The sequence below is a fragment of the Mesorhizobium sp. WSM4810 genome, from assembly GCF_055811235.1.
In genome coordinates this window covers 204,510-227,356 of record NZ_JBVVQV010000005.1, presented here as the reverse complement: position 1 = coordinate 227,356, position 22,847 = coordinate 204,510, and the positions used below count along the sequence as shown (strand labels likewise).

Genomic DNA, 22,847 nt, shown 5'->3' with positions numbered 1-22,847 from the left:
CGAACATCTTCGATATCGAGCAGTCTGTCAGCCGCGGGCGAAAGCCGTGTTGAGCAGCGTGATCTGGTCGGAAACCGGATTGGTGCGGCGGCCGGATGGCGCAGCCTCGGCCACGGCGCCGCCGTAGATTTCCTCGTCCATGCGGCGCACCAGTGCCTGCAGGCGCAGCGAGCGGTCGATGAGGTCAAGAAAATCCTTGGGCAGCTCGACCCAGCCTGCGGCATCGTTGTTGGCGGAAGCGGTGTCGAGACGCACCTTGGATTTTTCGGAAGCAACCTGATCGCGAGTCATTTCGCCGGAATTCGCGGCGCGCTGCAGAAGCAGCCAGGAGGCGACCTGCATCAGCCTCGTGGTCAGTCGCATCGACTCGGCCGCATAGAGCGTCGCCGCCAGCCTGGACAGTTTCTTCGCCTCGGCCCGGCCCTTGCCGTCCAGATATTCGGCCGCCTGCTCGACCAGGCCCATGCCTTCCTGGTAGAGCGGCTTGAAGGATTGGGAGAAAACCCGGCGCTCCGCCAGCTTGATGGTTTTCGCGCTTCCCTTCGAAGGATCGTTCATCGATACGCCCTGCACTTGCCTAACAGCCGGCCGAATCGGCGTCATCGCCGCCACGCCTGCACCCTAAATGACCGAGGCTTGAAAATGCGCTTCGCCGCCGGTGAAGGCAAGCACATGTTTAACAAACGGTTAACGGCGACGCAGCGGCGCGGGCGACCGGCAATCCGGGTCGCCGAAAAAAAAGAGCCGCGGATAAGGCGGCTCTCAGGAGTTTAACAGGGAGGCGTCAAACAAAGTGGCTCCAACCACTCGGTAAGAATCCAGATCACTGGATGCGCATAGTAAACGCCTGTAAAGCTTAATGAAGCCTTAACGGCGAGGATATTTTTTGATCAAGCGTCGCCCGCCTGTGCCGTAACAGCACAATAACTCCAGGCTTTTTGGGGCCCAGACCTTTGGACTCAGGCCTTTTGCGTCTCAGCATGCCGTTCGGCTTTCCACACCACCGGCAGCGCGATGTAAGCGAACAGCAGCAGCCCAGCGTAAAAGCCCATCGAGGATGTTGCCACCAGCGGTTCGATCGCCGGGTTGCCGGCAAGCATGATGTAAAGGCCGATCAACAGTCCGGTGCCACTGATTGCCGTCAACCAGAAATGGACGGTGGCAAGCGTCTTTTCCGCGACTGCCGGAAACAGATAGTAGAAGAATGCAAACACCGCCGACATCAGCCATCCGGCCACCATGATGTGGGCGTGGGTTGGCATCTGCGCATGATCTTTGCTGATCGCCATCTGTAGGCCGAGCGCCATCCCGGCGAGTGCGTAGAAGACGGCCAGCGTGAAGAAGTTTCGTGCTACCTTTTGCATGTTATGCCCCGAATTGCCTTTTCCCGTCATGGGAATGGGTTGAGATCAGGCGGTCGCCCCGCCACCGGGTCCCCGGCATCGGCGCATTAGCATCGGCAATGTTTCTGGACGATGTCGCATCGCGCCCGCCTGAAACCGCCGTGACGCTGCTGACGGCTCGGCTGCCGGCAACTTCCATCGGCTGGCAATCTAGAGAAGGCCGGCGATCCCGTCCCACAGGAGTTTGACCGCGACGACCGCTACGGTCGCATAGGTGAAGGGGTAGAACAGTTCCGGTCGCATCCGCCGCACCAGCCAGGCGCCGGCGATGGTCGAGAGCGGCGCCAGCGGTACCAGAACCGCCGATGCGGTCAGGTTGGTGGTGTCGAACTGTCCGAGCGCAAAATAGGGGATGAGCTTCAACGCGTTGGTGGCGGCAAAGAAGATTGCGGCGGTGCCCGACAGCACTTTCGGATCGAGCCGGATCGGCAGCGCATAGACCTGAAAGGGCGGGCCGCCGACATGGGCGACGAAGCTGGTGAAGCCGGCGACCGTCCCCCAGAGTGCGGCAGCCGCGCGGTTGGGCTCGGCCGAGTGGCGCGCACCGTGCCGCACCTGTAGATAGACCCAGCGAAGCACGAAGATAATCGCCACGGCGCCGACGATCAGCCGCACCATTTCCGCTGTCACCAGCGCCGCGGTCAGCCAGCCGAGGCCGATGCCGATCACTGCCCCCGGCATCATGTCCGCAAGCATCTTGCGGTCGTAGACCCCCCACCATGTCCACACCGAGACGACGTCCATCAGGCACAGTATGGGCAGCAGGATGGCGGCTGCCTGCACCGGCGGCATGGCCAGCGCCATCAGCGGCACGCCGACGAAACCGACCGCGCCGCCAAAGCCGCCCTTGGACAGACCAACCAGGATGACGGCTGGAACGGCAGCGGCATAGAACCATGGATCGAATAGCAAGCCTGACATCGTCGGGGAGCAGTTGGAGGGAAAGCGTGTAGACGCTGGAATAGCCGATAAACTTTCGCGCCGCGACAGCAAATGCGCACACGACGCTGTGGTCGTTCGTGCTGAGGCCTGTCACGGTTTTGAGGAGGCAGTTGCGCCGAGTGGCGGCGGGCGCCTGCGGATCGGCTGCCCCTTGATGATGGCTGTGCTCGTTTCGGCCTTGTCGGCGATACGGTCGAGAAGCTTGTCGAGGTCGCCGATCGAGCGCACGAACAGCCGGGCAACAAAGCAGTCGTCGCCCGTCACCTTGTCGCATTCGCCAAACTCCGGAATCTCCTCGATCAGCTTCTGGACAATATGCAGCTTGCCCGGCAAGGGCCGGATGCGAACGATCGCCTGCAAGGTGTAGCCGAGCGCTTGGGGATCGATTTCGACGGTGAAGGCCCTGATAACGCCACGATCCTCCAGCCGACGCAGGCGTTCCGCGACACTCGGCGATGACAGTCCTACCTGCTGGGCCAGTTCCTTCAATGAGGTTCGCGAATCCTTGATCAGGCTTTCGAGAAGGCGTCGGTCCAGATCGTCCAGCATTTTACATTCCCAAGGAAAAGGCCGTCTTCACCTTATTTAATTAGGCATAACGGGCATATCACCCGGCGCAAATTATTGAAAGCGCTGATGTGGCATGGGATTATCAACCATCAGCGTTTCGAGAGGCAATATTCATGGACAGCGCGGTGCGTGGCACGGTCGAAATGACGGCCGCAATGGTGATCCTCGGCACGATCGGATGGTTCGTCGTCATGTCGGGCGAGCCCATCATGGACGTCGTCTTCTGGCGCTGCGCCTTCGGCGCTATAACGCTGCTGATCATCTGCGCTGCCCTGGGGCTGCTGCGCGGCACGCTGTCACTGCGCATCGTGGCGATTGCGGCCCTTGGCGGCGCGGCCATCGTCATCAACTGGCTGCTGCTGTTCAGCTCGTTTTCCCGCGCCTCGATCTCGATCGCCACGGCTGTTTACAACACGCAGCCCTTCATGCTGGTCGGCTTTGGCGCGCTCTTCTTCTCAGAGCGGCTGACCCTGACAAAGCTGGCCTGGCTTGGCATCGCCTTCGCCGGCATGCTGCTGATCGTGCAAGGCTCGCCTGATGCCGGCTCCGATGCAGGCCCCAATACAGGTAATGTCGGCACGGATTATTTTATCGGCATCGCGATGGCGCTGGGTGCGGCTTTCTTCTGGGCCGTCGCCGCCATCGTCACCAAGAAGCTCAAAGGCACGTCGCCGCACCTGATCGCCCTCATCCAGGTCTGCGTCGGCGTCGTCATCCTGGCACCCTTCGCCAACCTTTCCCACCTTCCCGCCGACGTGTGGAGCTGGAGCATGCTGGCGACGCTTGGCGTCGTCCATACCGGCCTGATGTACATCCTGATGTACGGCGCCATTCAGAAACTGCCAACCTATCTGCAGGGGTCGCTGTCCTTCATCTACCCTGTGGTCGCGATCCTGGTCGATGTCGTCGCCTTCGGCCACCGCCTGCATCCGGCCCAGATGGTCGGCGGCGCCGCCATCCTGGTCGCCGCCGCCGGCATGAATCTTGGCTGGACGCTGTGGAAATCGAAGACCCCAGCCGAGAGCACCCAGGCAATCAAGTGAGGCAACAACGTCGCCGTGCGACAATCATGCGCCAACGGTCCTGGCCGCCCGCCTGTTCAAGGCCGGCACTTTGCTCTATGCCGCAATGCAACCATCTTCGCCCGGCATAGGCGAAAACCGGGGTCAAAAACCAATGAACGACGCAACGCCTCCAAATCGCTGCCGCATCGTGCTGATCGCGCCGCCCGGCATGCCGGCTGAGCACATCGGCGCGGCGTTCGAGGGCGGCGACGTCGCCTCGCTGATCCTGCCCGAAAACGACATGGACGAAGCCTCCTTCCAGGCCTTCGCCGAACAGATCGTGCCGGCGGCGCAAGCGGCAGGCATCGCTGTCATCATTGCCGGCGACACCCGCATCGCCGGCCGCGTCCAGGCCGATGGCCTTCATGTCGAGGCCGGCAAGGCCGAACTCGCCGAGACGATCGAGCGTTTCCAGGCAAAAATGTTGGTCGGCACCGGCGGCGCCAAGACCCGCGACGATGCGCTGGAACTCGGCGAACTCAGACCCGACTACATCTTCTTCGGCCGCTTCGGCTACGACAACAAGCCGGAGCCGCACCCACGCAACCTGTCGCTGGGGCAATGGTGGGCGGATGTGATCCAGATCCCTTGCATCGTCATGGCCGGGTCCGACATCACTTCGGTGGAAGCGGTGGCTGCCACCGGCGCCGAATTCGTGGCGCTGTCCAGCGCCGTCTTTGCCGAGGGCATCGACCCAAAGATGGCAGTCGCCAGCGCCAACGCGCTGCTCGACGAAACCGCGCCGCGTTTCGAGGACTGACGTGCCCGCGCCGACAATCCTTTTCGGTGCTTTGCTTGCGCAGCTCACGGTGCAGGTCGCCGTGGCGGAAACCGTCCCATTGCCGCAACCGAAGCCCGACACCGCTGCAAGCACGGACAAGCCGATCGCCACGCCGCTGCCGCAGCCCGCCACCACGGCGCCGCTGCCGTCGGCCGACGCCATTAATCCCGACCGCTTCGGTGCAAAGCCGTCGGATTCTGCCTATGGCGCCTTCCAGCGCGGCCTTTACAAGACGGCCTACAACCTCGCTCTGGTTCGCGCCCAGAACGGCGATCCGGCGGCGCAGACGTTGATCGCCGAGATATTGTCGCGCGGCCTTGGCGTGCCGGTCGACGCGGCGGAGGCGGCCAAGTGGTACGCGCTTGCCGCCGAGCAGGGGATACCGGAATCGCAGTTCCAATATGCGCTGATGCTGCTCGACGGCCGCTACGTCAAGAAGGACGAGAAAGGGGCTTACGCGCTGATGCAGGCCGCCGCCGAGGCCGGCAACCGTCTGGCGCAGTTCAATTTCGCGCAGCTGCTGGTGCGGCAGGACCCCGGCGATGCCGGCATCGCAAAGGCCGTGTCCTATTATCAGCGCGCCGCCGCGACCGGCCTTGCCGACGCGCAATATGCGTTGGCGCAGGTCTATGCCAATGGCGTCGGCGGCAAGCTGCGCGATGATGCCCAGGCGCGCGGCCTGCTGGCGCAGGCAGCAAGGCAGAACTACGATACGGCGCAGATCGATCTCGCTGCCTGGATGATCGAGGGACGCGGTGGCGCCCGCGACCTGAAGTCCGGCTTCGGCTGGATGAAACAGGCCGCCGAGGGCGGCAATGTCGCCGCCCAGAACCGCCTCGCCAAGCTTTACATGGGCGGCATCGGCACCGATCCGGATCCGATCCTTGCCGGCGCCTGGTACGTCGTCGCACGGCGCGCCGGGCTGATCGATCCGGAGATGGACGATTTTCTGCAGGGCCTGACCGACGACCAGACCAAGCAGTTGCTGCAGAAGGCCAACCGCCTGCCGTAAAGCGTCGCGGACAGTGAATATCGGGCAGCGGCGGGGATGGATGCTGACGAGGGGATGGCTCCGCCGTTACTCCCCTGCTGTCCACTCTCCCTCTTGCCCAATCGCTTGCCTCTCCTGGCGATTTGTGGTCTTGGAGGCGCCAAATCGCTTTCGTCGCGAAAATCTCATTCCGGATCACATCATCATGGCCAAGATCAATGGCAACGAAATCCGTCCCGGCAACGTCATCGAGCACGATGGCGGCTTGTGGGTGGCGGTCAGAACCAACGCTGTCAAACCAGGCAAGGGCGGCGCCTATAATCAGGTCGAGTTGAAGAACCTGATCAACGGCACCAAGCTCAATGAGCGTTTCCGCTCGGCCGAGACAGTCGAGCAGATCCGACTGGAGATGAAGGATTTCTCCTTCCTCTACGAACAGGGCGAAGCGCTGGTGTTCATGGACACCGAAAGCTACGAGCAGCTTGAATTGCAAAAGGATTTCGTCGGCGATCGCGCTGCCTTCCTGCAGGACGGCATGATGGTGACGGTCCAGCTCTATGACGAAAGGCCGATCGGCATTTCGCTGCCCGACCAGGTGACGCTGACGATCACCGAGGCCGACCCGGTGGTGAAGGGCCAGACCGCCGCCTCGTCCTATAAGCCGGCGATGCTGGAAAACGGCATTCGCGTGCTGGTGCCGCCTTTCATCGGCTCGGGCGAGCGTATCATCGTCGACACCAACGAAATCACTTATGTGCGCCGCGCCGACTAAGGCATGATCCCAAAAAGTTGCAGACTTTTTTGGACAAGATCATGTCTCAAAGCAAATAGCATCATCCCAAAAAGTTGCAGACTTTTTGGATAAGATCATGCCTCAAGGCAAATAGGCGCAGCGGCAGGAAGAAGAGCAATGGCGCGTTCCGCGATCCTCAATGTCATGGTCCAGGCCGCTATGAAGGCCGGCCGCTCGCTGTCGCGGGATTTCGGCGAAGTGCAGAACCTGCAGGTCTCGATGAAGGGGCCGGGCGACTATGTCAGCCAGGCCGACCGCAAGGCAGAAGAAATCCTCTTCACCGAGCTGTCGAAGGCGCGGCCGGGCTATGCCTTCCTGATGGAGGAGCGCGGCCTGATCGAAGGCGACGACAGCCAGCACCGCTGGATCGTCGACCCGCTCGACGGCACCACCAATTTCCTGCACGGCATTCCGCTCTTCGCCATCTCGATCGCGCTGGAGCGCCAGGGCCAGATCGTCGCCGGTGTCGTCTACAATCCGGCGATGGACGAACTCTACACCGCCGAGCGCGGTGGCGGCGCATTCATGAACGACCGCCGGCTGCGGGTTGCCGGCCGCACCAAGCTGATCGACACGGTGATCGGCTGCGGCGTGCCGCATCTCGGCCGCGGCCAACATGGCAATTTCCTGATCGAGCTGCGCAACGTGATGGCCGAAGTTTCGGGCGTGCGCCGCCTCGGCTCCGCCTCGCTCGATCTCGCCTACGTCGCTGCCGGCCGCATGGACGGGTTCTGGGAAACCGGCCTGTCGGCCTGGGACGTCGCCGCCGGCATCCTGCTGATCCGCGAGGCGGGCGGCTTCATCTCCGACTTCGCCGGCGGGCAGAACATGCTGGATGGCGGCTCGATCGTCGCCGGCAACGAGACCATCCAGCGTGCGCTGTTGAAGACCGTCAGGAAGCCGGTGACGCCGCGCTAGACCATGATCCCCGAAAAACCATGAACCCGGACTTGGCGCGCTGAACCGCCGCAGTCGCAAAACCGCAACGAAAGCTTGAAATGCTGTCCGGCATCCGCCCAAATAAGGGGATGCAGGATCATTCATGACGCGCATCGGCCCGAAATCCCAGATCGAGATACCCCAGATCGAAATCCCGTTCATGGGACGCTGGCACTATTCGCGCGCCGAAATGATCGCTGACGGCATCGTCCATGCGGTGGGCATCGTGCTCGCCATTGCTGCTGGCTCGACGCTGCTGGCGCTGGCTGCCTTCCATACAGGTCCGGGCGAATATATCGCCGCCGCTTTCTACGTGGTTTCGCTGTTCGCCGTGCTGTCGGTGTCGCTGGCCTATAATCTGTGGCCGGTGTCATCGCCTGCCAAGTGGATATTGCGGCGCTTCGACCATGCCGCGATCTATCTGCTGATCGCCGCGACCTACACGCCTTTCCTCGCCCAGCTCGACGGTTCGTCGCTGGCCATCTCGATGATCGTCCTGGTCTGGGTCGCGGCAGCGATCGGCATCTCCATCAAAGTGCTTCTTCCCGGTCGCTTCGACCGGCTGGCGATCGTCTTCTATCTCGCCATCGGCTGGAGCGGCATCGTTCTGGTCGAGCCGCTCGTCCAGACATTGCCGACGACATCGATCGCGCTGATCGTCGCCGGCGGCATCGTCTATTCCTGCGGCGTCATCTTCTTCGCCTGGAAGGGCCTGCGCTTCCACAATGCGCTGTGGCACGGCTTTGTCGTCACCGGCGCCGGCCTGCATCTTGCCGCCATGGTCGACTGCCTGGTCATCAACCGACCCTAACGCAATGGTCCGCTTGGCAATATTGCCAAGCGCCATTCAATTTGGTCACAATTGCGTTTAGAGTCGCCGTCAAACGTGAATTGGCGGCGGCGGCGGCATCGGAAACGGGGCACGGATGGCTTTACTCAAATCCTTCGGCATGGGCAGGCGCTCCGACGTGCTGATGTACGATCCGCACAAATTGTCGAGCCCGCAGGTCTTTCTCCTGACCATGGTCATCTTCCTGATGATCGTCGCTTTCATCGCCGCCATCCTGACCCGTCAGATCTCGACAGCCTTTGCCACCAATCCCGGTCTCAACGGCCTGATCGTCGGCGTGCTTGCGGTCGGCATCCTGCTGGCCTTCGCGCAGGTCGGCCGGCTGTTTCGCGAAGTGCGCTGGGTCAACTCTTTTCGGGCCGGCTCCGAAACCACCGAACCGGTGCTGCTGGCGCCGATGAAGGCGATGATCGGCCGCTCGCCGACGATCGCCTTCTCGACCAGCTCAATGCGCACCATGCTCGATTCGATCGCCACCCGCCTCGACGAAAGCCGCGACACCTCGCGCTATCTTGTCGGGCTGCTGGTGTTCCTTGGTCTGCTTGGCACCTTCTGGGGCCTGCTCAACACGATCGGCTCGATCCGCGAAACCATCGATTCGCTCGATCCCGGTACCGGCGATGCCGCCGCCGTGCTCGAATCGCTGAAGGCCGGGCTTTCCGCGCCGCTGGCCGGCATGGGCACCGCCTTCTCGTCCTCGCTGTTCGGCCTGTCCGGTTCCCTGGTGCTCGGCTTCCTCGACCTGCAGGCTGGCCGCGCCCAGACACGCTTCTACACCGAGCTCGAAAACTGGCTGTCCTCGGTCACCGACCTGTCCTCCGACATCGTCGTCGCCGAACCGCCCAGGGTCGAGTCCTCCGACGAGATCCGCGTCCTGTCGGAAAGACTGCGCAGCATGCAAGAGAACGGCGGCGGCGCCAATCCGCGTGTCGCCACCGCCATGGCCAACCTTGCCGACGGCATTTCGGGCCTGGTCAAGAACATGCGCTCGGAGCAGCAGATCATGCGCGACTGGGTCGAGGCCCAGTCGGACGAGCAGAAGGCGATGCGCAACACTCTGGAGAAGATCGCCGACGCCTTGAAGAAGACTGGAGTCCATTAGCATGGCTCTCGCCAGGAGCCGGCGTGCCGATCGCCGTATCGATTACTGGCCGGGCTTCGTCGACGCGCTGTCGACGTTGCTGCTCGCGATCATGTTCCTGCTTACCGTCTTCGTGCTGGCGCAGTTCCTGCTCGGCCGCGAAATCTCCGGCAAGGACACGGTGCTCAACCGCCTCAATTCGCAGATCAACGAACTGACCCAGCTTCTGGCGCTGGAGCGTTCGACAACGCAGGACAAGGAAGATTCGCTCGCCAATTTGCAGGCGTCGCTGTCGGCGTCGGAGGCGGAAAAGAGCCGGCTCGAGCAATTGCTGGCGCAAGGCGCCGGTGCCGGCGACGCCGCCAACCAGCGGGCCACGGCGCTTTCGGGCGAACTCGACAACCAGCGCCAGATCAGCCAGCAGGCGCTGAGCCAGGTTGAAATCCTCAACCAGCAGATCTCGGCGCTGCGCAGACAGATCGGAGCGCTCGAAGAAGCGCTCAACGTGTCGGAAGCGCGCGATCGCGAGTCCAACACCAAGATCGCCGATCTCGGCCGCCGCCTGAACGTCGCGTTGGCGCAACGTGTGCAGGAACTGAACCGCTACCGGTCCGACTTCTTCGGGCGCCTGCGTGAAATCCTCGCCGATCGCGAGAACATCCGCATCGTCGGTGACCGTTTCGTCTTCCAGTCGGAAGTGCTTTTCCCGACAGGCTCCGAAGTGATCAACGATGCCGGCAAGGACGAGATGAAGAAGCTCGCCGACGCCATCATCGACCTGCAGAAGGAGATCCCGCCGGAGATCAACTGGGTGCTGCGCGTCGACGGCCACACCGACGACAAGCCGCTGTCGGGCACCGGCCGCTACCGCGACAATTGGGAATTGTCGACGGCGCGCTCGACCTCGGTGGTGAAGTTCCTGATCGAGAACGGCGTGCCGGCCAACCGCCTGGTTGCCGCCGGCTTCGGCGAATTCCAGCCGCTCGACCCCGCCGACACCGAAGACGCGCGCAACAAGAACCGCCGCATCGAGCTGAAACTGACCGAGCGCTGATCGCCCCGGCTCCAGGCGGCGGCCGCACTTAGGGCGGCGATGCAGGCTAGCAAGGCCTGAAAAGATTACCTTTTTTTGATTACACTTTGCCGAGGATCGCTCCTAGCTATGTCATGGGCCCGAGAACCGCCGGCGGTGGAAGCGTCCATTGCGACCCGACGGAACCGACGGCCCACGGCCGGAAGGTGGCCCTCCCAATCGCCGCCTCCCCTGTAAAAGGAGACGCAACATGCGCTCTTTCACTCCCAAGACCCTCAGGACTGCAACGCTCGCCGCACTTCTCGTCACCGTTCCGTTTGCCGGCGCCGGCCCGCATGAGGCAGCTTTGATCAACCAGATAGAGAGCGTGGATACCGGTATCCGAGGCGCCAGGCAGGCGAACAGGATCAAGCTGGACGAAGCGCGTGGCTTGCGCACGCAGGTCGCTCAACTTGATCGGGCCGCGCAGAGGGCCGCGCGAGATGGAACGATGCCGGCCACGCAGTATCATCAATTGCTGGCTGAGCTCGATCATATCAGTCAAAGGCTGCGGGCTGCCACCGGCAGCGCCTTCCTCATCGGCAGCGGCGGCGATGGCGGGTACTATCCGAACGGCTACGGCCCAAACTATCCAAAAGGCTGAAATGATCCATTACAGCGCCGCACTTTGATCTTGCGCATGATCTGTTGATTTTGCGCAAGATCCGTTCCGCACCGAAGCCCCAGGCAGCAATCCGCACAGGGAACTTTTCCAGAAATCGAGTCCGATTTCGGGGTTATGCGCCCAGCCAAACTGCGACCAGAGCAACTGCAGCCGGCACGGTCTGGATGTAGAGGATTTTCCTGCCGACCGTCGCCGCGCCGTAGAGGCCGGCGATGGCGACGCAGAGCAGGAAAAACACCTTGATCTGGAAACCAGCCGCGCCGAGGTAAAGCCCCCAGATCAGCCCGGCTGCGAGAAAGCCGTTGTAAAGTCCCTGGTTGGCCGCAAGCACTTTCGATGCGCTGGCGAATTCCGGCGTCAGCTTGAACGCCTTGTGGCCGCGCGGCGTGTCCCACAGCACCATCTCCAGATAGACGATGTAAAGGTGGATCAGCGCCACCAACCCGACCAGCACATTGGCGATCATGCTTCGTCTCCCCGATGCGACGCGCCGCCGCCTCGCGACATTGATCACGCACGCCACCGCTCCTGCAAGACCCATTGCGCTGTGCATCCTGGCCAGCAACCATGTGCCCATCGCCAACGGCCTTTCGGGGTTGCCAATATCAGCGCATTGGTATCTTTTCCCGCCGTTCAAATTCAGCGGAACCCCCCATGTCCTTTCAAAAACTCGACGACCTCTGCCACAAGCTCGAAGCACTGGAGCATGCGCTCGCCATTCTCAGCGCCGACGAGGCGACCCACATGGCCGTCGGCGGCGGTGACAAGCGTGCTGAGGCGATGTCGGCGCTGGCCGGCATGCATCACGCCAGAGCGACAGCGCCGGAGATCGCCGACTGGATCGCAGCGGCCGAACAGGAAACGCTGAACGAAGAACAGCAGGCAGCGGTCAAGGAATTCCGGCGGCAATACACCAACCTGACCTGCCTGCCGGTCGAATTCGTCGAGCGCCAAACCACCGCCCGGATGCGCTCCGAGCAGTTGTGGCGCGACTTGCGTGCAAAGAACGACTGGGCCGGGTTCCTGCCGGCGCTCGAAGGCGTCGTTGCGCTGGTGCGCGAGGAAGCAGGCCTTCGCGCCGACGTGCTCGGCCTTGACCCGTACGACGCGCTGATGGAGCAATATGATCCCGGCAACCGCGCCGCCGACATCACGCCGGTCTTCGCCGAGTTGAAGACCTTTCTCAGGGATTTCGTGCCGGAGGCACTGGCCGTGCAGGAAAAGCGGCTGGCGAAACATCCGCTGAAGCCGCTTTCGGGCAGCTATGCGATCGAAAAGCAGCGCGAGCTTGGCCTCGCCTTGATGGCGGCGGTCGGCTTCGATCTCACCCACGGCTCGCTGTCGGTATCGCATCATCCGTTCTGCGGCGGCGTGCCGAGCGACGTGCGCATCACCACCCGCTACAAGACCTCCGATTTCCTGTCGGCGCTGATGGGCGTGCTGCACGAGACCGGCCACGCGCTTTACGAACAGAACCTGCCGCAGGCGTGGGCGCACTGGCCGCTCGGCAAGGCGCGCGGCATGGCTGTGCATGAAAGCCAGAGCCTGTTCGTCGAGAAGCAGATCGGCCGCAACCCCGAATTCTGGCGCTGGGCGCTGCCGGTGGTCGAAAAGCACCTCGGCGAGGCGTGGTCGATCGAAGACATCCTGCCGCATGTACACCGGGTCGAGCGCGGCCTGATCCGCGTCGACGCCGACGAGGTGACCTATCCGCTGCACGTCATCCTGCGCTACGAATTGGAGCAGGAGCTTGTCTCGGGGCGACTCGAGGCCGCCGACCTGCCCGAGGCCTGGGACGCCAAGATGCGCGACTATCTCGGCCTGTCGACCATCGACAACCCGGCCGACGGGCCGATGCAGGACGTGCACTGGCCGGGTGCTGCGTTCGGCTATTTCCCGTCTTATACGCTGGGCGCGATGATGGCGGCGCAGCAATGGGCGGCGCTGACCAGAGATCATCCCTCCGCCGACGAAGACCTCGCCAAGGGAAATTTCGCGGCGATCAACGACTGGCGCCGGCAAAGGATCTGGTCGCAAGGCTCGCGCTGGTCAACGCCCGAACTGCTCGAGCGCGCCACCGGCGAGAAGCTCAACGCCACGCATTTCACCGAGCATTTGCGCAAGCGCTATGGGGAGGTGCTGAAGGGCGCCTGACATATCTTCAAGCGCATCGAACGCGGCGGCAATTTCGTCACTGCCGACCAGCGCCATTTGCAAAAGACGAAGCCGTTTGGCAGCGTCGTCCTACTACTCCGCGGCGCCCCTGAAAGCGTTCGCCCCGGTTTCGAATTGCAGCTTGGCCAGCCGCGCATAGATGCCGCCCTTGGCGACGAGGCTCTGGTGGGTGCCTTCCTCGACGATGCAGCCGCCATCCATGACCAGAATCCGGTCGGCCTTCAGCACCGTCGCCAGCCGGTGGGCGATGACGATGGTGGTGCGATCCTGCATCAACCGTTCCAGCGCCGTCTGCACCAGCGTCTCGCTTTCGGCGTCGAGCGCCGAGGTCGCCTCGTCGAGCAGCAGGATCGGCGCATCGCGCAGGATGGCGCGGGCAATCGCCACGCGCTGGCGCTGGCCGCCGGACAAGGTCACGCCGCGCTCGCCGACCTGGCTGTCATAACCGTTCTCAAGTTTTAGGATGAACTCGTCGGCAAGCGCATCCCTGGCCGCCGCCTCGATCTCGGCCTGGCTGGCGTCCGGGCGGCCGAAGCCGATATTGTCGCGCGCGCTGGCCGCGAAGATGGTGACGTCCTGCGGCACGATGGCGATGCGCTCTCGGATGGCGACGGGGTCGGCCTCGCGCACATTGACGCCGTCGATCATGATCTTGCCGGTCTCGGGGTCGTAAAAGCGCAGAAGCAGCGAAAAGACGGTGCTCTTGCCGGCGCCCGACGGGCCGACGATCGCCACCGTCTCGCCGGGCACGACCTGGAAACTCAGGCCGTTGACGGCAGCGCGGTCGGGCCCGGCCGGATAGGAGAAGGACACGTCGTCGAAACTGATTGCGCCCCTGGCCGTCGCCGGCAGCGGTTTAGGATGCGCTGGGGCCTGGATTGCGGGCTTCTCGGCCAGGATCTCGGTCAGCCGTTCGGCAGCGCCCGCCGCCTGGGAAAGCTCGCCCCACACTTCCGACAGCGCACCGAGCGCGCCGGCGGCAAACACCGAATAGAGCAGGAACTGACCGAGCGTGCCGGGCGACAGCGTGCCGTCGAGCACGTCGCGCGAGCCGAACCACAGCACCGCCACCACCGAGGAAAAGATCATGAAGATGGCGAAGAAGGTGAGGAAGGAGCGGGCAAAGATCGAGGACCGCGCCGCCTCGAAAGCCGCTTCCACGGCAGCTGAAAAATGCCCGGTGACCAGCTTCTCGTTGGTGAAGGCCTGCAGCGTGCGCACCGCGCCGATCTGCTCGCTGGCATAGGCCGTGGCGTCGGCCAGCGTGTCCTGCGCGAGCCGCGATTTGCGCCGCACCGAGCGGCCGAAGGCGACCAGCGGCAGCACGATCACCGGAATGGCGGCGATGACGAGGCCCGACAGTTTCGGGCTGGTGAAGACCATCATCGCAACGGCGCCAAGCCCAAGAATGACATTGCGCAGCGCCACCGACGCGGTGGCACCGACCGCCGACTTGACCTGCGTCGTGTCGGCGGCGAGCCGCGAGACGATCTCGCCCGACTGTGCGGTGTCGAAAAAGGATGGCGACAGCGTCGTGACATGGCGGAACACGTCGCTGCGGATGTCGGCGACGACGCGCTCGCCCAGCGTGATGACGAAATAATAGCGGCAGGCCGACGCCGCGGCGAGCAAGGCAGCCATCACCACGAGCATCGCGAAATACTCGGCGATGAAAATGGAATCGGAAGCGGAAAAGCCGTGGTCGATCATCCGCCGCACGGCCAGCGGCAGCGCCAGCGTCGTCGCCGCAGCAACGGTCAGCGAGACGACCGCGCCAATGACCATTTTCCGGTAGCGGGTGATGTAGGGGAACAGGCGCCGCAGCGGCTTGAGCGAGCGCCTACGCTCGTCTGCATCGCCGCTTGTATGCGCCATGACCGTTTCCTCTGGCCGCCTTCTGGGCATGCGCCTCAATATGCCTTACCGCGGCCTTGTGATTCAATTCCGGCTGATGTATAGGCTCGCCAACCGTTTTTAAAAGCCGTGGCTCCTCAATAGCTGCGGCTTCGAGTTTTAAAAAGGGGCGCATCGACGCAGGCTTTATGCCCGTCAGCGGCGCCGGCGAACCAGGAATAGCACAATGAAGACCGATATTCATCCCGACTACCACACCATCAAGGTCGTCATGACCGACGGCACCGAATACATGACCCGTTCGACCTGGGGCAAGGAAGGCGATACGATGAACCTCGACATCGACCCGACCACCCATCCGGCCTGGACCGGCGGCCAGCAGACCCTGCTCGACCGCGGCGGCCGCCTGTCGAAGTTCAAGAAGCGTTTCGAAGGTTTCGGCCTCTAAGCCGCAAGCCTTTTCGGATCGAAAGAAACCCGCCCTCGTGGCGGGTTTTTTGTTGAATGCGGCTCTCTATTCGCCAACCAGTTCGCGCAGCGCCATCCGCTTGTAGGCGGCGACCAGGTCGTCGCCTTCTTGGCGCCCGACCGAGATCGCCAGCCGCATGGTGGCCTCGCCCATCTGCCAGGTGAGAAACGCCGTCGTTTCCAGCGCCGCCGGATCGGCGGTAGGCCGCAGCCGCCTCAGCACCGCGGTGAGGAATTCGGCGTTGGCCCGGCTGTCGGCGAGTTCGAGTTCGCGCAGCGCCTTGTCGGCCTGCGTGCCCGACCAGATGTCGCGCATCACCGGTTCGGCCAGGAATAGCCCGTAATAGATATCCACCAGCTCGGAAAAAGCCCGCCGCAGCCCTTCGGCGTCGCTAACCGGTGCAAGCGCTGCCGCGATGCAGGCCTGGCTTTCGGCGGTGTAGCGCTCGGCCAGCGCCCAGATGATCGCTCGCTTGTCCGGGAAGAACTGGTAGAGCGAGCCGATCGACACGCCGGCCCGTTCCGCCACCTCGCCCATGCGCATGGCATCGCTGCCTTGCTCGGCGATCAGCGCAGAGGCGGCGGCCAGCATCCGCTCGACCCGCTCCCGGCTGCGCTGCTGGCTGGGCGCCCGGCGCGGCGATGCGATCTGGCCATCCTGTGAACCCGATACGGTCGAGCCTTCCATCACTGTCTCCTGGCGAACGATCAACAAATTGGCTTGACTCACAAAATACGAGGGTTTATCACGTTTTGCAAATGTGAGGATTACTCATATTTGTGAGCAAAGGAAAATCGCCATGATCGACACAGCAGCAAAACCGATTTTGATCCTCGGCGGCACCGGCAAAACCGGCCGTCGTCTCGCGGACAGGCTGACGGCGCAGGGCCTGCCGGTACGGATCGGCTCGCGCTCGGGCACCCCGCCCTTCGACTGGGAAGACGATACGACCTGGGAACCCGCGCTCGATGGTGTCGGTGCCGTCTACATCAGCTACTATCCCGATCTTGCTCTGCCCGGTGCGGCCGAAGCGGTCGGCGTCTTCGCCAACCTTGCCGTGGCAAGCGGTGTGCGCCGGCTGGTGCTGCTGTCGGGGCGCGGCGAAATCGAAGCGCAACGTGCCGAAGAGATGCTGAAAGCCTCAGGCGCCGACTGGACTATCCTGCGCTGCGCCTGGTTTTCCCAGAACTTCAGCGAGAGTTTTATGCTCGATCCGCTGCTCGCCGGAGAGGTGGCTTTGCCGGTCGGCACTGTCGGAGAACCGTTCGTCGATGCCGACGACATTGCCGACGCCGCCGTGACGGTGCTTACCCGGCAAGGCCATGTCGGCCAGCTTTACGAGCTGACCGGGCCGCGGCTGCTGAGCTTCGCCGACGCGGTCGCCGAGATCGGCCAGGCGGCCGGCCGCGACATTCGATTCAAACGGATTTCGCATGCCGAGTTCACTGCCGCGGTAGCCGGGTACGAGTTGCCGGCCGAGTTCGCTTGGCTGCTCAACGAGCTGTTCACCGAGGTGCTCGACGGCCGCAACGAGGCGCTGACCGACGGCGTCGAGCGCGTGCTCGGCCGCGCCCCAAAGGACTTTTCCGCCTATGCAACCGAAACCGCTGGTACGGGCATATGGAGTGACTGACATGATCATGAAACTGCTTCCCAGCCTCACCTTCATCGCCGCGCTCGGCTCGGGCGTCGTCGCTGGTGTCTTCTTCGCCTTCTCCAGCTTCGTCATGCCGGGCCTCGCCCGCATGCCTGCCGTGGGCGGTATCGCCGCCATGAATTCGATCAACGTCACTGCGGTGACGCCGCTGTTCATGACCGCGCTTTTCGGCACCGGGCTGATCTGCCTCGTCCTCGTCGTCGGCGCTGTCATCGGCTGGGGCCAACCGGGCTCGTTGTGGCTTCTCGCCGGCGCCCTGATCTATGTCGTCGGCAACCTGATCGTGACGATGATTTTCAACGTGCCGCTCAACAACGCGCTGGCCGCCGTCGATCCGGCAAGCGCCAACGGCGCCGCCGTTTGGGCCACCTATCTCAGGGACTGGGTGATGTGGAACCACGTCCGTACCATCACCGCCATCGTCGCGCTGGCCTGCTTCATCGTGGCGTGGCGGTGAACGAGGGCAGAAATCTAAAAGACCTTGCGTCAGGCAGGGTCTTTTGACGGGGTATCTTTTGACTTGTCGCTCTTGCGGTCGGCATGGCCGAGATCGCGGTCCGGATCGATCACGTCGCGAACCAGTTGCTTGAGCCTTGCGGCATCGGGAAAGCCGCCGTCGCGCTTGCGGTCCCAGACCAGTGTCTCGTTGCAGGAAATGGTGAAGATGCCGCCGGTGCCGGGCACCAGCGTGACCTCGCCCAGATCCGTTGCGAAGGTCGACAGCAGCTCCTGCGCCATCCAGCCGGCCCGCAGCAGCCAGTGGCACTGCGCGCAATAGGTGATGCGGACCTGGGGCAACGGCTTTTCGGTCATGTCAGATTGAGTTCCGCTCATATCTCAGATTAAGCTCCGCTCAAATCTCGGATTGAACTCCGCTCATGTCTGGTTGAGCTGTGCTCATGCCGCGCTGAGCTTCGCCATGGTCTCGTCGTCGACCTCGAAATTGGCGTAAACGCTCTGCACGTCGTCATCGTCCTCGAGCGTAGCGACCAACTTCATCAGCGACTGTGCCCGCTCCTCATCGACCGCAATGTTGGTCTGCGGCTTCCAGATCGGTTTCACTGATTCAGCCTCGCCGAGCGCGCCTTCCAGCGCCTTCGACACCTCACCAAGATTCTCGAAGGCGCAATAGATCGTGTGGCCTTCCTCGTCCGACTGGACGTCGTCGGCCCCGGCCTCGATCGCCGCGTCCATGACCTTCTCCGCGCTGCCTACCAATGCCGGATAGAAGATTTCGCCGACACGGTCCCACATGAACGACACCGAGCCGGTTTCCCCCATCGCCCCGCCGGCCTTGGTGAAGGCGGCCCGCACATTCGACGCCGAGCGGTTGCGGTTGTCGGTCAGCGCCTCGACGATGAGCGCAACGCCGCCTGGCCCGTAGCCTTCGTAACGCACAGCTTCGTAAGTCTCGGCGTCGCCCATCGACGCCTTGTTGATGGCGCGCTGGATGTTGTCTTTCGGCATCGACACCGCCTTGGCGTTCTGCACGGCAAGACGCAGGCGCGGGTTCATCGACGGGTCCGGCGTGCCGCTCTTGGCGGCGACGGTTATTTCGCGCGCCAGCTTGGAAAACATTTTCGACCGCACCGCGTCCTGGCGGCCCTTGCGGTGCATGATGTTCTTGAACTGTGAATGGCCAGCCATGGCACCCCTGTCGTCTTCTTGGCAGAGCATCCTGCAGCGAGGTAGTCACCTCGCCTTTGCCAAAATGCTCGAAGTCAAAATTTCAGAACGTCCCTGCTGCGTCCGGATGGACGTACGGCGCTCTATCTCGGAATGGCCGGCTTATAGATAAATCGGCTCAATTCGTCCAGCCGCGCCGTAAGGATGGTGCGGCATGGTAACCGCCAGCTGCTTTCCTGCGAACGCTCACTCCTCCAGATCGGATCTCAGCCGGTCGAGAATGCTGATCGCATGCGTGGCGTACTGGCTGATCCAGCGGTCGTGGATCTGCTTGATTGGCAGCGCATTGAGATGGTTCCAGCGTTCGCGCCCCTCGCGCCGCGCCACCACCAGGTCGGCTTCCTCCAGCACTTTCAGATGCAGCATGACGGTGCAGCGGTCCATGTCGGGAAAGGCATCGCACAGCATGCCGGTGGTCCGCGGCGCGTCCTTTAGCTCGTCGAGCAGCGCGCGCCGGCGCGGATGCGCCAGCGCCTTGAAAACATTGTCGTCCTGCGCCTTGCTTGACATGTTATATTTTTATAACATAATATCGATCTTATCAAGGAAGGAGCTGTGGATATGTCTCTTGGATTCAGAGTTTCGGGCCGCATCGGCAAACCGGTCGCCGAAGTCTTCGATGCGGTCGTCAATCCGAACAAGCTCAGCGGCTATTTCACCACCATCGGCGGCGCCAGTGCCCCGCTGCTGGCCGGCGCCAGGGTCGTCTGGTGGGGCAAGGTCCCGGTCGAGGTCGACGAGGTGGAGAAAGACAACCGCATCGTGCTGCGCTGGGACGCCACCGACGCCGACGGCAAGCCGGCCTACAAGACCCGCATCGAGATGAATTTCGAGCCGCTGGACGACGGCGGCACCTTCGTCACCATCGCCGAGGCCGGCTGGCACGAGGACGCGGTCGGCCTGAAGAAGTCCTACCTCAATTGCGAGGGCTGGTCGCAGATGCTGGCCTGCATGAAGGCGTATGTCGAATATGGCATCAATTTGCGCGACGGCTACTATCGCAGCGAGATGAAGGGCGAGCCCGCGAGCGAAGACAATATCTGAGAAGACGGAGGAAAGAATGGCTGCGAAGATCACCGGCGGCATCAACATCGCCATGAAAGTGCCGCCCCACCAATACCAGGAGACGATCGCCTTCTACCGCGATGTCGTCGGCCTAAAACCGTTCACGGCCAAAGCGCCGGCTGTTGGTTTCGAACTCGGTCCCAATCGCCTGTGGATCGACGAGGCGCCGATGCTGAGCCAGGCCGAGGTCTGGCTGGAGTTGTTCACCGATGATTTTTCGGCCGCCGCCGATCATCTCGCCAAGGCCGGAATCGTGCGCTGCGACGCCATCGAGGTGCTCGGCGAAGGTTTTCGTGGCGGCTGGATCACCAATCCGGCCAACATCATTCACCTGGTGCGCGAACCCGACGCCTGGTGACGGAGACCTGTTCGGAAGGAGGACGAAATGGACATCCGTGAGATACCGACCGCCGAAGCCGGCATGCTGATCCGGCGGCCGGTCGCAGAAGTGTTCGAAGCCATCGTCGATCCGGCGATCACGACGAAGTTCTGGTTCACCCATGGCAGCGACAGGCTCGCCAGCGGCAACGAGGTTCGCTGGGAATGGCGGATGTATGGCGTTTCGACGCCGGTCACGGTCAGCGAGTTCGTCACGAACGAAAAGATCGTCATGCAATGGAGCGATCCGCCGACCACCGTGGTCTGGACTTTTACCGAGATGCCCGGCGGCACGACCTTTGTCGAGGTTCGCAATTACGGTTTTGCCGGCAGCCCCGATGAACAGGTCAAGCAGGCGATCGGCTCGACCGATGGCTTCGCGCTGGTGCTCGCCGGCGCCAAGGCCTGGTTGGAGCAAGGCTTGACGCTTGGCCTGATCCGCGACCGTCATCCGAAGGGCACGCCGACCGCTTAAGTCGCTGGGTGCAAAAAGCCGTTCTGCAGCGATCCTTCCCACCCCCTCTGTCCTGCCGGACATCTCCCCCGCAAGGGCCCGCAAGGGGGAGATCGGATGTCGCTGAGGCTTTCGCCAATCTCCAACGCTGCAGGACGAGCGGAGCGCTAAAGCTGCCAATCTCCCTCCTTGAGGGGGAGATGTCCGGCAGGACAGAGGGGGGTGCTGTCCCTCCGACGTCTCAAAGGTTCTGCATGGCCGCGACAATTGAGGCAGAGCTCAGGCCTTCGCGCCGTCGCTTCGCCCGGCCAACCTCAGTGCCCCGCGCCGGCCTTTGCCTTTCTCCGACGTCGCGCCAGCATGTTGAGGCCCTCGACAAGGGCGGAAAAACCCATGGCGGCGTAGATGTAGCCCTTCGGCACATGGAAGCCCATGCCGTCGGCGATCAGCGTCATGCCGATCATCAGCAGGAAGCTCAGCGCCAGCATGACGATGCTGGGGTTCTTGGCGATGAAGTTAGCGAGCGGCCCGGCCGCCAGCATCATCACGGTGACCGCGACGATCACGGCGATGTACATGATGGCGATCTCGTCGGTCATACCGACTGCGGTGATGATCGAATCGATCGAGAAGACGAGGTCGAGCAGCAGGATCTGGAAGACGGCGCCGGCCAGCGAAAGCTGCAGCGTTTCGCCAATCATCGTGTCCTGATGGTCCTCGAGATCGACCGTATGGTGGATTTCCTTGGTCGCTTTCCAGACGAGGAACAGGCCCCCGGCGATCAGGATCAGATCGCGCCAGGAGAAACCATGGTCGAAAGCGGTGAACACCGGCGCCGTCAACTGGACGATGATCGAGATGGTGGCAAGCAGCACCAGCCGCATGATCAGCGCCGCCGAAATACCGATTCGCCGGGCGCGGGCCCTCTGCGCCTCCGGCAATTTGTTGGTCAGGATCGAGATGAAGATCAGATTGTCGATGCCGAGCACGACCTCCAGCACGATCAGCGTCAGCAACGCGACCCATGCAGTCGGATCGGAGACAAAGGCGAAATGTGGCGCCAGGAATTCGATGAGCTGCATGGAGGTCGTCCCCTCTTACGATCTGAAGCAGGCGTGGCCGGCAATTAGGTACTACAATCGCTTACATCAATGTCATGACCAGAACGAGGGCGCTGTTTCTTCGAGCCGCGGCCCGCGGCGAAACGGCGCAATCCGCTCGGTAAGGCCGCTGCGATCCGAAATGTCGACGCCGACGCCGCACAATGTCGCCGGGCCGCTCGCCGCCTCGAAGCGCCCTTTCGGCACCTTCGACAGAAAGCGGTTGAGCGGCTCCTCCTTGTCCATGCCGAGCGAAGAATCATAGTCGCCGCACATGCCGGCGTCTGAGATATAGCCGGTGCCGCCGTTGAGGATATGGTGGTCGCCGGTCGGCTGATGCGTGTGAGTGCCGACAACCAGGCTGGCGCGGCCGTCGACGAAGTGCGCAAAGCACATTTTTTCAGAGGTCGCCTCGGCATGGAAATCGATGACCACCGCATCGGCCTGTTCGCCAAGCGGGCAGGCGGCAAGCTCGCGCTCGCCGGCCTGAAACGGATCGTCGAGTTCAGGATGCATGAACACCCGGCCCATGATGTTGGCGACCAGAACGCGCGCGCCGTTCCTGGCGATGTAGACGCCCGAGCCCCGCCCCGGCGTGCCCTTGGGGAAATTGGACGGACGCAGAAAGCGTTCCTCGCGCGGCGCGAAAGCCAGCGCATCGCGCTGGTCCCAGACATGATTGCCGGTTGTGACGACGTCGGCGCCCGCCGAGATCGTCTCGCGAAAGATCTCTTCGGTAATGCCGAAGCCGCCGGCGGCGTTCTCGCCATTGACGATGACGAAGTCGAGTTTGAAATCCGAGATCAGGCCGGGCAGTTGTTCCCACACCGCCGTGCGTCCCGTCTTGCCGACCATATCGCCGAGGAAGAGAAGTCTCATCTAAACATGATCCCGAACC

General features: G+C 62.9%; 28 protein-coding genes. 16 read left to right on the top strand and 12 right to left on the bottom strand.

Going from position 1 to position 22,847, the window contains the following annotated elements; genetic code table 11:
* Positions 1-27: 27 nt before the first annotated feature.
* The 4 genes from rcdA to AC0L3O_RS10155 form a co-directional block, all read right to left on the bottom strand.
* Positions 28-558, bottom strand: a complete 531-nt coding sequence (gene rcdA, locus AC0L3O_RS10170; protein ID WP_287067967.1) for a protease adaptor protein RcdA — start codon at positions 556-558, stop codon at positions 28-30.
* Positions 559-959: 401 nt separating this feature from the next.
* Positions 960-1,364 carry a hypothetical protein gene (locus AC0L3O_RS10165; RefSeq protein WP_473615484.1) on the bottom strand — a complete coding sequence of 135 codons (405 nt, stop codon included), beginning with the start codon at positions 1,362-1,364 and terminating at the stop codon, positions 960-962.
* A 189-nt stretch (positions 1,365-1,553) separates the two neighbouring features.
* On the bottom strand, positions 1,554-2,324 hold the full coding sequence (locus AC0L3O_RS10160; RefSeq protein WP_128245949.1) for a sulfite exporter TauE/SafE family protein: 771 nt from the start codon (positions 2,322-2,324) through the stop codon (positions 1,554-1,556).
* A gap of 111 nt (positions 2,325-2,435) precedes the next feature.
* Complete coding sequence (locus tag AC0L3O_RS10155; RefSeq protein ID WP_128245948.1) at positions 2,436-2,894, bottom strand: Lrp/AsnC family transcriptional regulator; 459 nt, start codon at positions 2,892-2,894, stop codon at positions 2,436-2,438.
* A gap of 134 nt (positions 2,895-3,028) precedes the next feature.
* Here AC0L3O_RS10155 and AC0L3O_RS10150 point away from each other — a divergent pair, with 134 nt between their 5' ends.
* The 9 genes from AC0L3O_RS10150 (at position 3,029) to AC0L3O_RS10110 (ending at position 11,090) form a co-directional block, all read left to right on the top strand.
* The gene (locus tag AC0L3O_RS10150; protein WP_473532370.1) at positions 3,029-3,958 is read left to right on the top strand and encodes a DMT family transporter; all 930 of its coding nucleotides are present in this window, start codon (positions 3,029-3,031) and stop codon (positions 3,956-3,958) included.
* A 133-nt stretch (positions 3,959-4,091) separates the two neighbouring features.
* On the top strand, positions 4,092-4,739 hold the full coding sequence (locus tag AC0L3O_RS10145) for a thiamine phosphate synthase (RefSeq protein ID WP_473615482.1): 648 nt from the start codon (positions 4,092-4,094) through the stop codon (positions 4,737-4,739).
* Position 4,740: 1 nt separating this feature from the next.
* Complete coding sequence (locus tag AC0L3O_RS10140; RefSeq protein ID WP_023800000.1) at positions 4,741-5,772, top strand: tetratricopeptide repeat protein; 1,032 nt, start codon at positions 4,741-4,743, stop codon at positions 5,770-5,772.
* A gap of 184 nt (positions 5,773-5,956) precedes the next feature.
* A complete protein-coding gene (gene efp / locus AC0L3O_RS10135) occupies positions 5,957-6,523 on the top strand; it encodes an elongation factor P (RefSeq protein WP_023800001.1) in 567 nt (188 codons plus the stop codon).
* A gap of 138 nt (positions 6,524-6,661) precedes the next feature.
* Entirely contained in the window at positions 6,662-7,462 is an 801-nt protein-coding gene (locus AC0L3O_RS10130; protein WP_023800002.1) for an inositol monophosphatase family protein, read from the top strand.
* A 124-nt stretch (positions 7,463-7,586) separates the two neighbouring features.
* Complete coding sequence (gene trhA, locus AC0L3O_RS10125; RefSeq protein WP_128245946.1) at positions 7,587-8,294, top strand: PAQR family membrane homeostasis protein TrhA; 708 nt, start codon at positions 7,587-7,589, stop codon at positions 8,292-8,294.
* A gap of 115 nt (positions 8,295-8,409) precedes the next feature.
* On the top strand, positions 8,410-9,435 hold the full coding sequence (locus AC0L3O_RS10120; RefSeq protein ID WP_023800004.1) for a MotA/TolQ/ExbB proton channel family protein: 1,026 nt from the start codon (positions 8,410-8,412) through the stop codon (positions 9,433-9,435).
* A 1-nt stretch (position 9,436) separates the two neighbouring features.
* On the top strand, positions 9,437-10,468 hold the full coding sequence (locus AC0L3O_RS10115; RefSeq protein WP_023800005.1) for a peptidoglycan -binding protein: 1,032 nt from the start codon (positions 9,437-9,439) through the stop codon (positions 10,466-10,468).
* A gap of 229 nt (positions 10,469-10,697) precedes the next feature.
* Complete coding sequence (locus AC0L3O_RS10110) at positions 10,698-11,090, top strand: hypothetical protein (protein ID WP_128245945.1); 393 nt, start codon at positions 10,698-10,700, stop codon at positions 11,088-11,090.
* Between the two features lie 133 nt (positions 11,091-11,223).
* On the opposite strand, the gene AC0L3O_RS10105 is transcribed toward AC0L3O_RS10110, so the two are convergent.
* Positions 11,224-11,577, bottom strand: coding sequence for a DUF1304 domain-containing protein (locus AC0L3O_RS10105; protein ID WP_023800007.1), 354 nt, complete (start codon positions 11,575-11,577; stop codon positions 11,224-11,226).
* Between the two features lie 188 nt (positions 11,578-11,765).
* Between AC0L3O_RS10105 and AC0L3O_RS10100 the strand changes: the two genes are divergently transcribed.
* The gene (locus AC0L3O_RS10100) at positions 11,766-13,265 is read left to right on the top strand and encodes a carboxypeptidase M32 (RefSeq protein WP_473615481.1); all 1,500 of its coding nucleotides are present in this window, start codon (positions 11,766-11,768) and stop codon (positions 13,263-13,265) included.
* A 93-nt stretch (positions 13,266-13,358) separates the two neighbouring features.
* Here AC0L3O_RS10100 and AC0L3O_RS10095 read toward each other — a convergent pair whose 3' ends face one another.
* The gene (locus tag AC0L3O_RS10095) at positions 13,359-15,161 is read right to left on the bottom strand and encodes an ABC transporter transmembrane domain-containing protein (protein ID WP_128170697.1); all 1,803 of its coding nucleotides are present in this window, start codon (positions 15,159-15,161) and stop codon (positions 13,359-13,361) included.
* Positions 15,162-15,366: 205 nt separating this feature from the next.
* On the opposite strand from AC0L3O_RS10095, the gene rpmE reads away from it, so the two are divergent.
* Positions 15,367-15,588 carry a 50S ribosomal protein L31 gene (rpmE, locus tag AC0L3O_RS10090; protein WP_006327661.1) on the top strand — a complete coding sequence of 74 codons (222 nt, stop codon included), beginning with the start codon at positions 15,367-15,369 and terminating at the stop codon, positions 15,586-15,588.
* A gap of 66 nt (positions 15,589-15,654) precedes the next feature.
* Here rpmE and AC0L3O_RS10085 read toward each other — a convergent pair whose 3' ends face one another.
* Entirely contained in the window at positions 15,655-16,296 is a 642-nt protein-coding gene (locus AC0L3O_RS10085) for a TetR/AcrR family transcriptional regulator (protein ID WP_128170696.1), read from the bottom strand.
* 112 nt (positions 16,297-16,408) lie between these two features.
* Here AC0L3O_RS10085 and AC0L3O_RS10080 point away from each other — a divergent pair, with 112 nt between their 5' ends.
* Entirely contained in the window at positions 16,409-17,242 is an 834-nt protein-coding gene (locus tag AC0L3O_RS10080) for a Rossmann-fold NAD(P)-binding domain-containing protein (RefSeq protein ID WP_128245941.1), read from the top strand.
* A 1-nt stretch (position 17,243) separates the two neighbouring features.
* A complete protein-coding gene (locus AC0L3O_RS10075) occupies positions 17,244-17,723 on the top strand; it encodes an anthrone oxygenase family protein (protein ID WP_128181530.1) in 480 nt (159 codons plus the stop codon).
* Positions 17,724-17,752: 29 nt separating this feature from the next.
* On the opposite strand, the gene AC0L3O_RS10070 is transcribed toward AC0L3O_RS10075, so the two are convergent.
* The 3 genes from AC0L3O_RS10070 to AC0L3O_RS10060 form a co-directional block, all read right to left on the bottom strand.
* Positions 17,753-18,079, bottom strand: a complete 327-nt coding sequence (locus tag AC0L3O_RS10070) for an Rdx family protein (RefSeq protein ID WP_023800013.1) — start codon at positions 18,077-18,079, stop codon at positions 17,753-17,755.
* Between the two features lie 84 nt (positions 18,080-18,163).
* A complete protein-coding gene (locus AC0L3O_RS10065) occupies positions 18,164-18,913 on the bottom strand; it encodes a YebC/PmpR family DNA-binding transcriptional regulator (protein ID WP_287362947.1) in 750 nt (249 codons plus the stop codon).
* Between the two features lie 225 nt (positions 18,914-19,138).
* Positions 19,139-19,462, bottom strand: a complete 324-nt coding sequence (locus AC0L3O_RS10060) for an ArsR/SmtB family transcription factor (protein ID WP_023800015.1) — start codon at positions 19,460-19,462, stop codon at positions 19,139-19,141.
* A gap of 51 nt (positions 19,463-19,513) precedes the next feature.
* On the opposite strand from AC0L3O_RS10060, the gene AC0L3O_RS10055 reads away from it, so the two are divergent.
* The 3 genes from AC0L3O_RS10055 to AC0L3O_RS10045 are packed head-to-tail and all read left to right on the top strand — an operon-like array spanning position 19,514 to position 20,870.
* Entirely contained in the window at positions 19,514-19,996 is a 483-nt protein-coding gene (locus tag AC0L3O_RS10055; RefSeq protein WP_128245937.1) for an SRPBCC domain-containing protein, read from the top strand.
* Positions 19,997-20,012: 16 nt separating this feature from the next.
* Complete coding sequence (locus tag AC0L3O_RS10050; RefSeq protein WP_473535740.1) at positions 20,013-20,375, top strand: VOC family protein; 363 nt, start codon at positions 20,013-20,015, stop codon at positions 20,373-20,375.
* 27 nt (positions 20,376-20,402) lie between these two features.
* Entirely contained in the window at positions 20,403-20,870 is a 468-nt protein-coding gene (locus tag AC0L3O_RS10045; RefSeq protein ID WP_473535741.1) for an SRPBCC family protein, read from the top strand.
* A gap of 293 nt (positions 20,871-21,163) precedes the next feature.
* On the opposite strand, the gene AC0L3O_RS10040 is transcribed toward AC0L3O_RS10045, so the two are convergent.
* Positions 21,164-21,931 carry a TerC family protein gene (locus AC0L3O_RS10040; RefSeq protein WP_128245934.1) on the bottom strand — a complete coding sequence of 256 codons (768 nt, stop codon included), beginning with the start codon at positions 21,929-21,931 and terminating at the stop codon, positions 21,164-21,166.
* Positions 21,932-22,003: 72 nt separating this feature from the next.
* On the bottom strand, positions 22,004-22,828 hold the full coding sequence (locus AC0L3O_RS10035; RefSeq protein WP_023800020.1) for a TIGR00282 family metallophosphoesterase: 825 nt from the start codon (positions 22,826-22,828) through the stop codon (positions 22,004-22,006).
* Positions 22,829-22,847 lie beyond the last annotated feature (19 nt).

What these genes read in the sequence shown, in the direction of transcription:
- rcdA (WP_287067967.1), bottom strand. Translation starts at nt 558, where the DNA reads ATGAACGATCCTTCGAAGGGAAGCGCGAAAACCATCAAGCTGGCGGAG.
- AC0L3O_RS10165 (WP_473615484.1), bottom strand. Translation starts at nt 1,364, where the DNA reads ATGCAAAAGGTAGCACGAAACTTCTTCACGCTGGCCGTCTTCTACGCA.
- AC0L3O_RS10160 (WP_128245949.1), bottom strand. Translation starts at nt 2,324, where the DNA reads ATGTCAGGCTTGCTATTCGATCCATGGTTCTATGCCGCTGCCGTTCCA.
- AC0L3O_RS10155 (WP_128245948.1), bottom strand. Translation starts at nt 2,894, where the DNA reads ATGCTGGACGATCTGGACCGACGCCTTCTCGAAAGCCTGATCAAGGAT.
- AC0L3O_RS10150 (WP_473532370.1), top strand. Translation starts at nt 3,029, where the DNA reads ATGGACAGCGCGGTGCGTGGCACGGTCGAAATGACGGCCGCAATGGTG.
- AC0L3O_RS10145 (WP_473615482.1), top strand. Translation starts at nt 4,092, where the DNA reads ATGAACGACGCAACGCCTCCAAATCGCTGCCGCATCGTGCTGATCGCG.
- efp (WP_023800001.1), top strand. Translation starts at nt 5,957, where the DNA reads ATGGCCAAGATCAATGGCAACGAAATCCGTCCCGGCAACGTCATCGAG.
- AC0L3O_RS10130 (WP_023800002.1), top strand. Translation starts at nt 6,662, where the DNA reads ATGGCGCGTTCCGCGATCCTCAATGTCATGGTCCAGGCCGCTATGAAG.
- trhA (WP_128245946.1), top strand. Translation starts at nt 7,587, where the DNA reads ATGACGCGCATCGGCCCGAAATCCCAGATCGAGATACCCCAGATCGAA.
- AC0L3O_RS10120 (WP_023800004.1), top strand. Translation starts at nt 8,410, where the DNA reads ATGGCTTTACTCAAATCCTTCGGCATGGGCAGGCGCTCCGACGTGCTG.
- AC0L3O_RS10115 (WP_023800005.1), top strand. Translation starts at nt 9,437, where the DNA reads ATGGCTCTCGCCAGGAGCCGGCGTGCCGATCGCCGTATCGATTACTGG.
- AC0L3O_RS10110 (WP_128245945.1), top strand. Translation starts at nt 10,698, where the DNA reads ATGCGCTCTTTCACTCCCAAGACCCTCAGGACTGCAACGCTCGCCGCA.
- AC0L3O_RS10105 (WP_023800007.1), bottom strand. Translation starts at nt 11,577, where the DNA reads ATGATCGCCAATGTGCTGGTCGGGTTGGTGGCGCTGATCCACCTTTAC.
- AC0L3O_RS10100 (WP_473615481.1), top strand. Translation starts at nt 11,766, where the DNA reads ATGTCCTTTCAAAAACTCGACGACCTCTGCCACAAGCTCGAAGCACTG.
- AC0L3O_RS10095 (WP_128170697.1), bottom strand. Translation starts at nt 15,161, where the DNA reads ATGGCGCATACAAGCGGCGATGCAGACGAGCGTAGGCGCTCGCTCAAG.
- rpmE (WP_006327661.1), top strand. Translation starts at nt 15,367, where the DNA reads ATGAAGACCGATATTCATCCCGACTACCACACCATCAAGGTCGTCATG.
- AC0L3O_RS10085 (WP_128170696.1), bottom strand. Translation starts at nt 16,296, where the DNA reads ATGGAAGGCTCGACCGTATCGGGTTCACAGGATGGCCAGATCGCATCG.
- AC0L3O_RS10080 (WP_128245941.1), top strand. Translation starts at nt 16,409, where the DNA reads ATGATCGACACAGCAGCAAAACCGATTTTGATCCTCGGCGGCACCGGC.
- AC0L3O_RS10075 (WP_128181530.1), top strand. Translation starts at nt 17,244, where the DNA reads ATGATCATGAAACTGCTTCCCAGCCTCACCTTCATCGCCGCGCTCGGC.
- AC0L3O_RS10070 (WP_023800013.1), bottom strand. Translation starts at nt 18,079, where the DNA reads ATGACCGAAAAGCCGTTGCCCCAGGTCCGCATCACCTATTGCGCGCAG.
- AC0L3O_RS10065 (WP_287362947.1), bottom strand. Translation starts at nt 18,913, where the DNA reads ATGGCTGGCCATTCACAGTTCAAGAACATCATGCACCGCAAGGGCCGC.
- AC0L3O_RS10060 (WP_023800015.1), bottom strand. Translation starts at nt 19,462, where the DNA reads ATGTCAAGCAAGGCGCAGGACGACAATGTTTTCAAGGCGCTGGCGCAT.
- AC0L3O_RS10055 (WP_128245937.1), top strand. Translation starts at nt 19,514, where the DNA reads ATGTCTCTTGGATTCAGAGTTTCGGGCCGCATCGGCAAACCGGTCGCC.
- AC0L3O_RS10050 (WP_473535740.1), top strand. Translation starts at nt 20,013, where the DNA reads ATGGCTGCGAAGATCACCGGCGGCATCAACATCGCCATGAAAGTGCCG.
- AC0L3O_RS10045 (WP_473535741.1), top strand. Translation starts at nt 20,403, where the DNA reads ATGGACATCCGTGAGATACCGACCGCCGAAGCCGGCATGCTGATCCGG.
- AC0L3O_RS10040 (WP_128245934.1), bottom strand. Translation starts at nt 21,931, where the DNA reads ATGCAGCTCATCGAATTCCTGGCGCCACATTTCGCCTTTGTCTCCGAT.
- AC0L3O_RS10035 (WP_023800020.1), bottom strand. Translation starts at nt 22,828, where the DNA reads ATGAGACTTCTCTTCCTCGGCGATATGGTCGGCAAGACGGGACGCACG.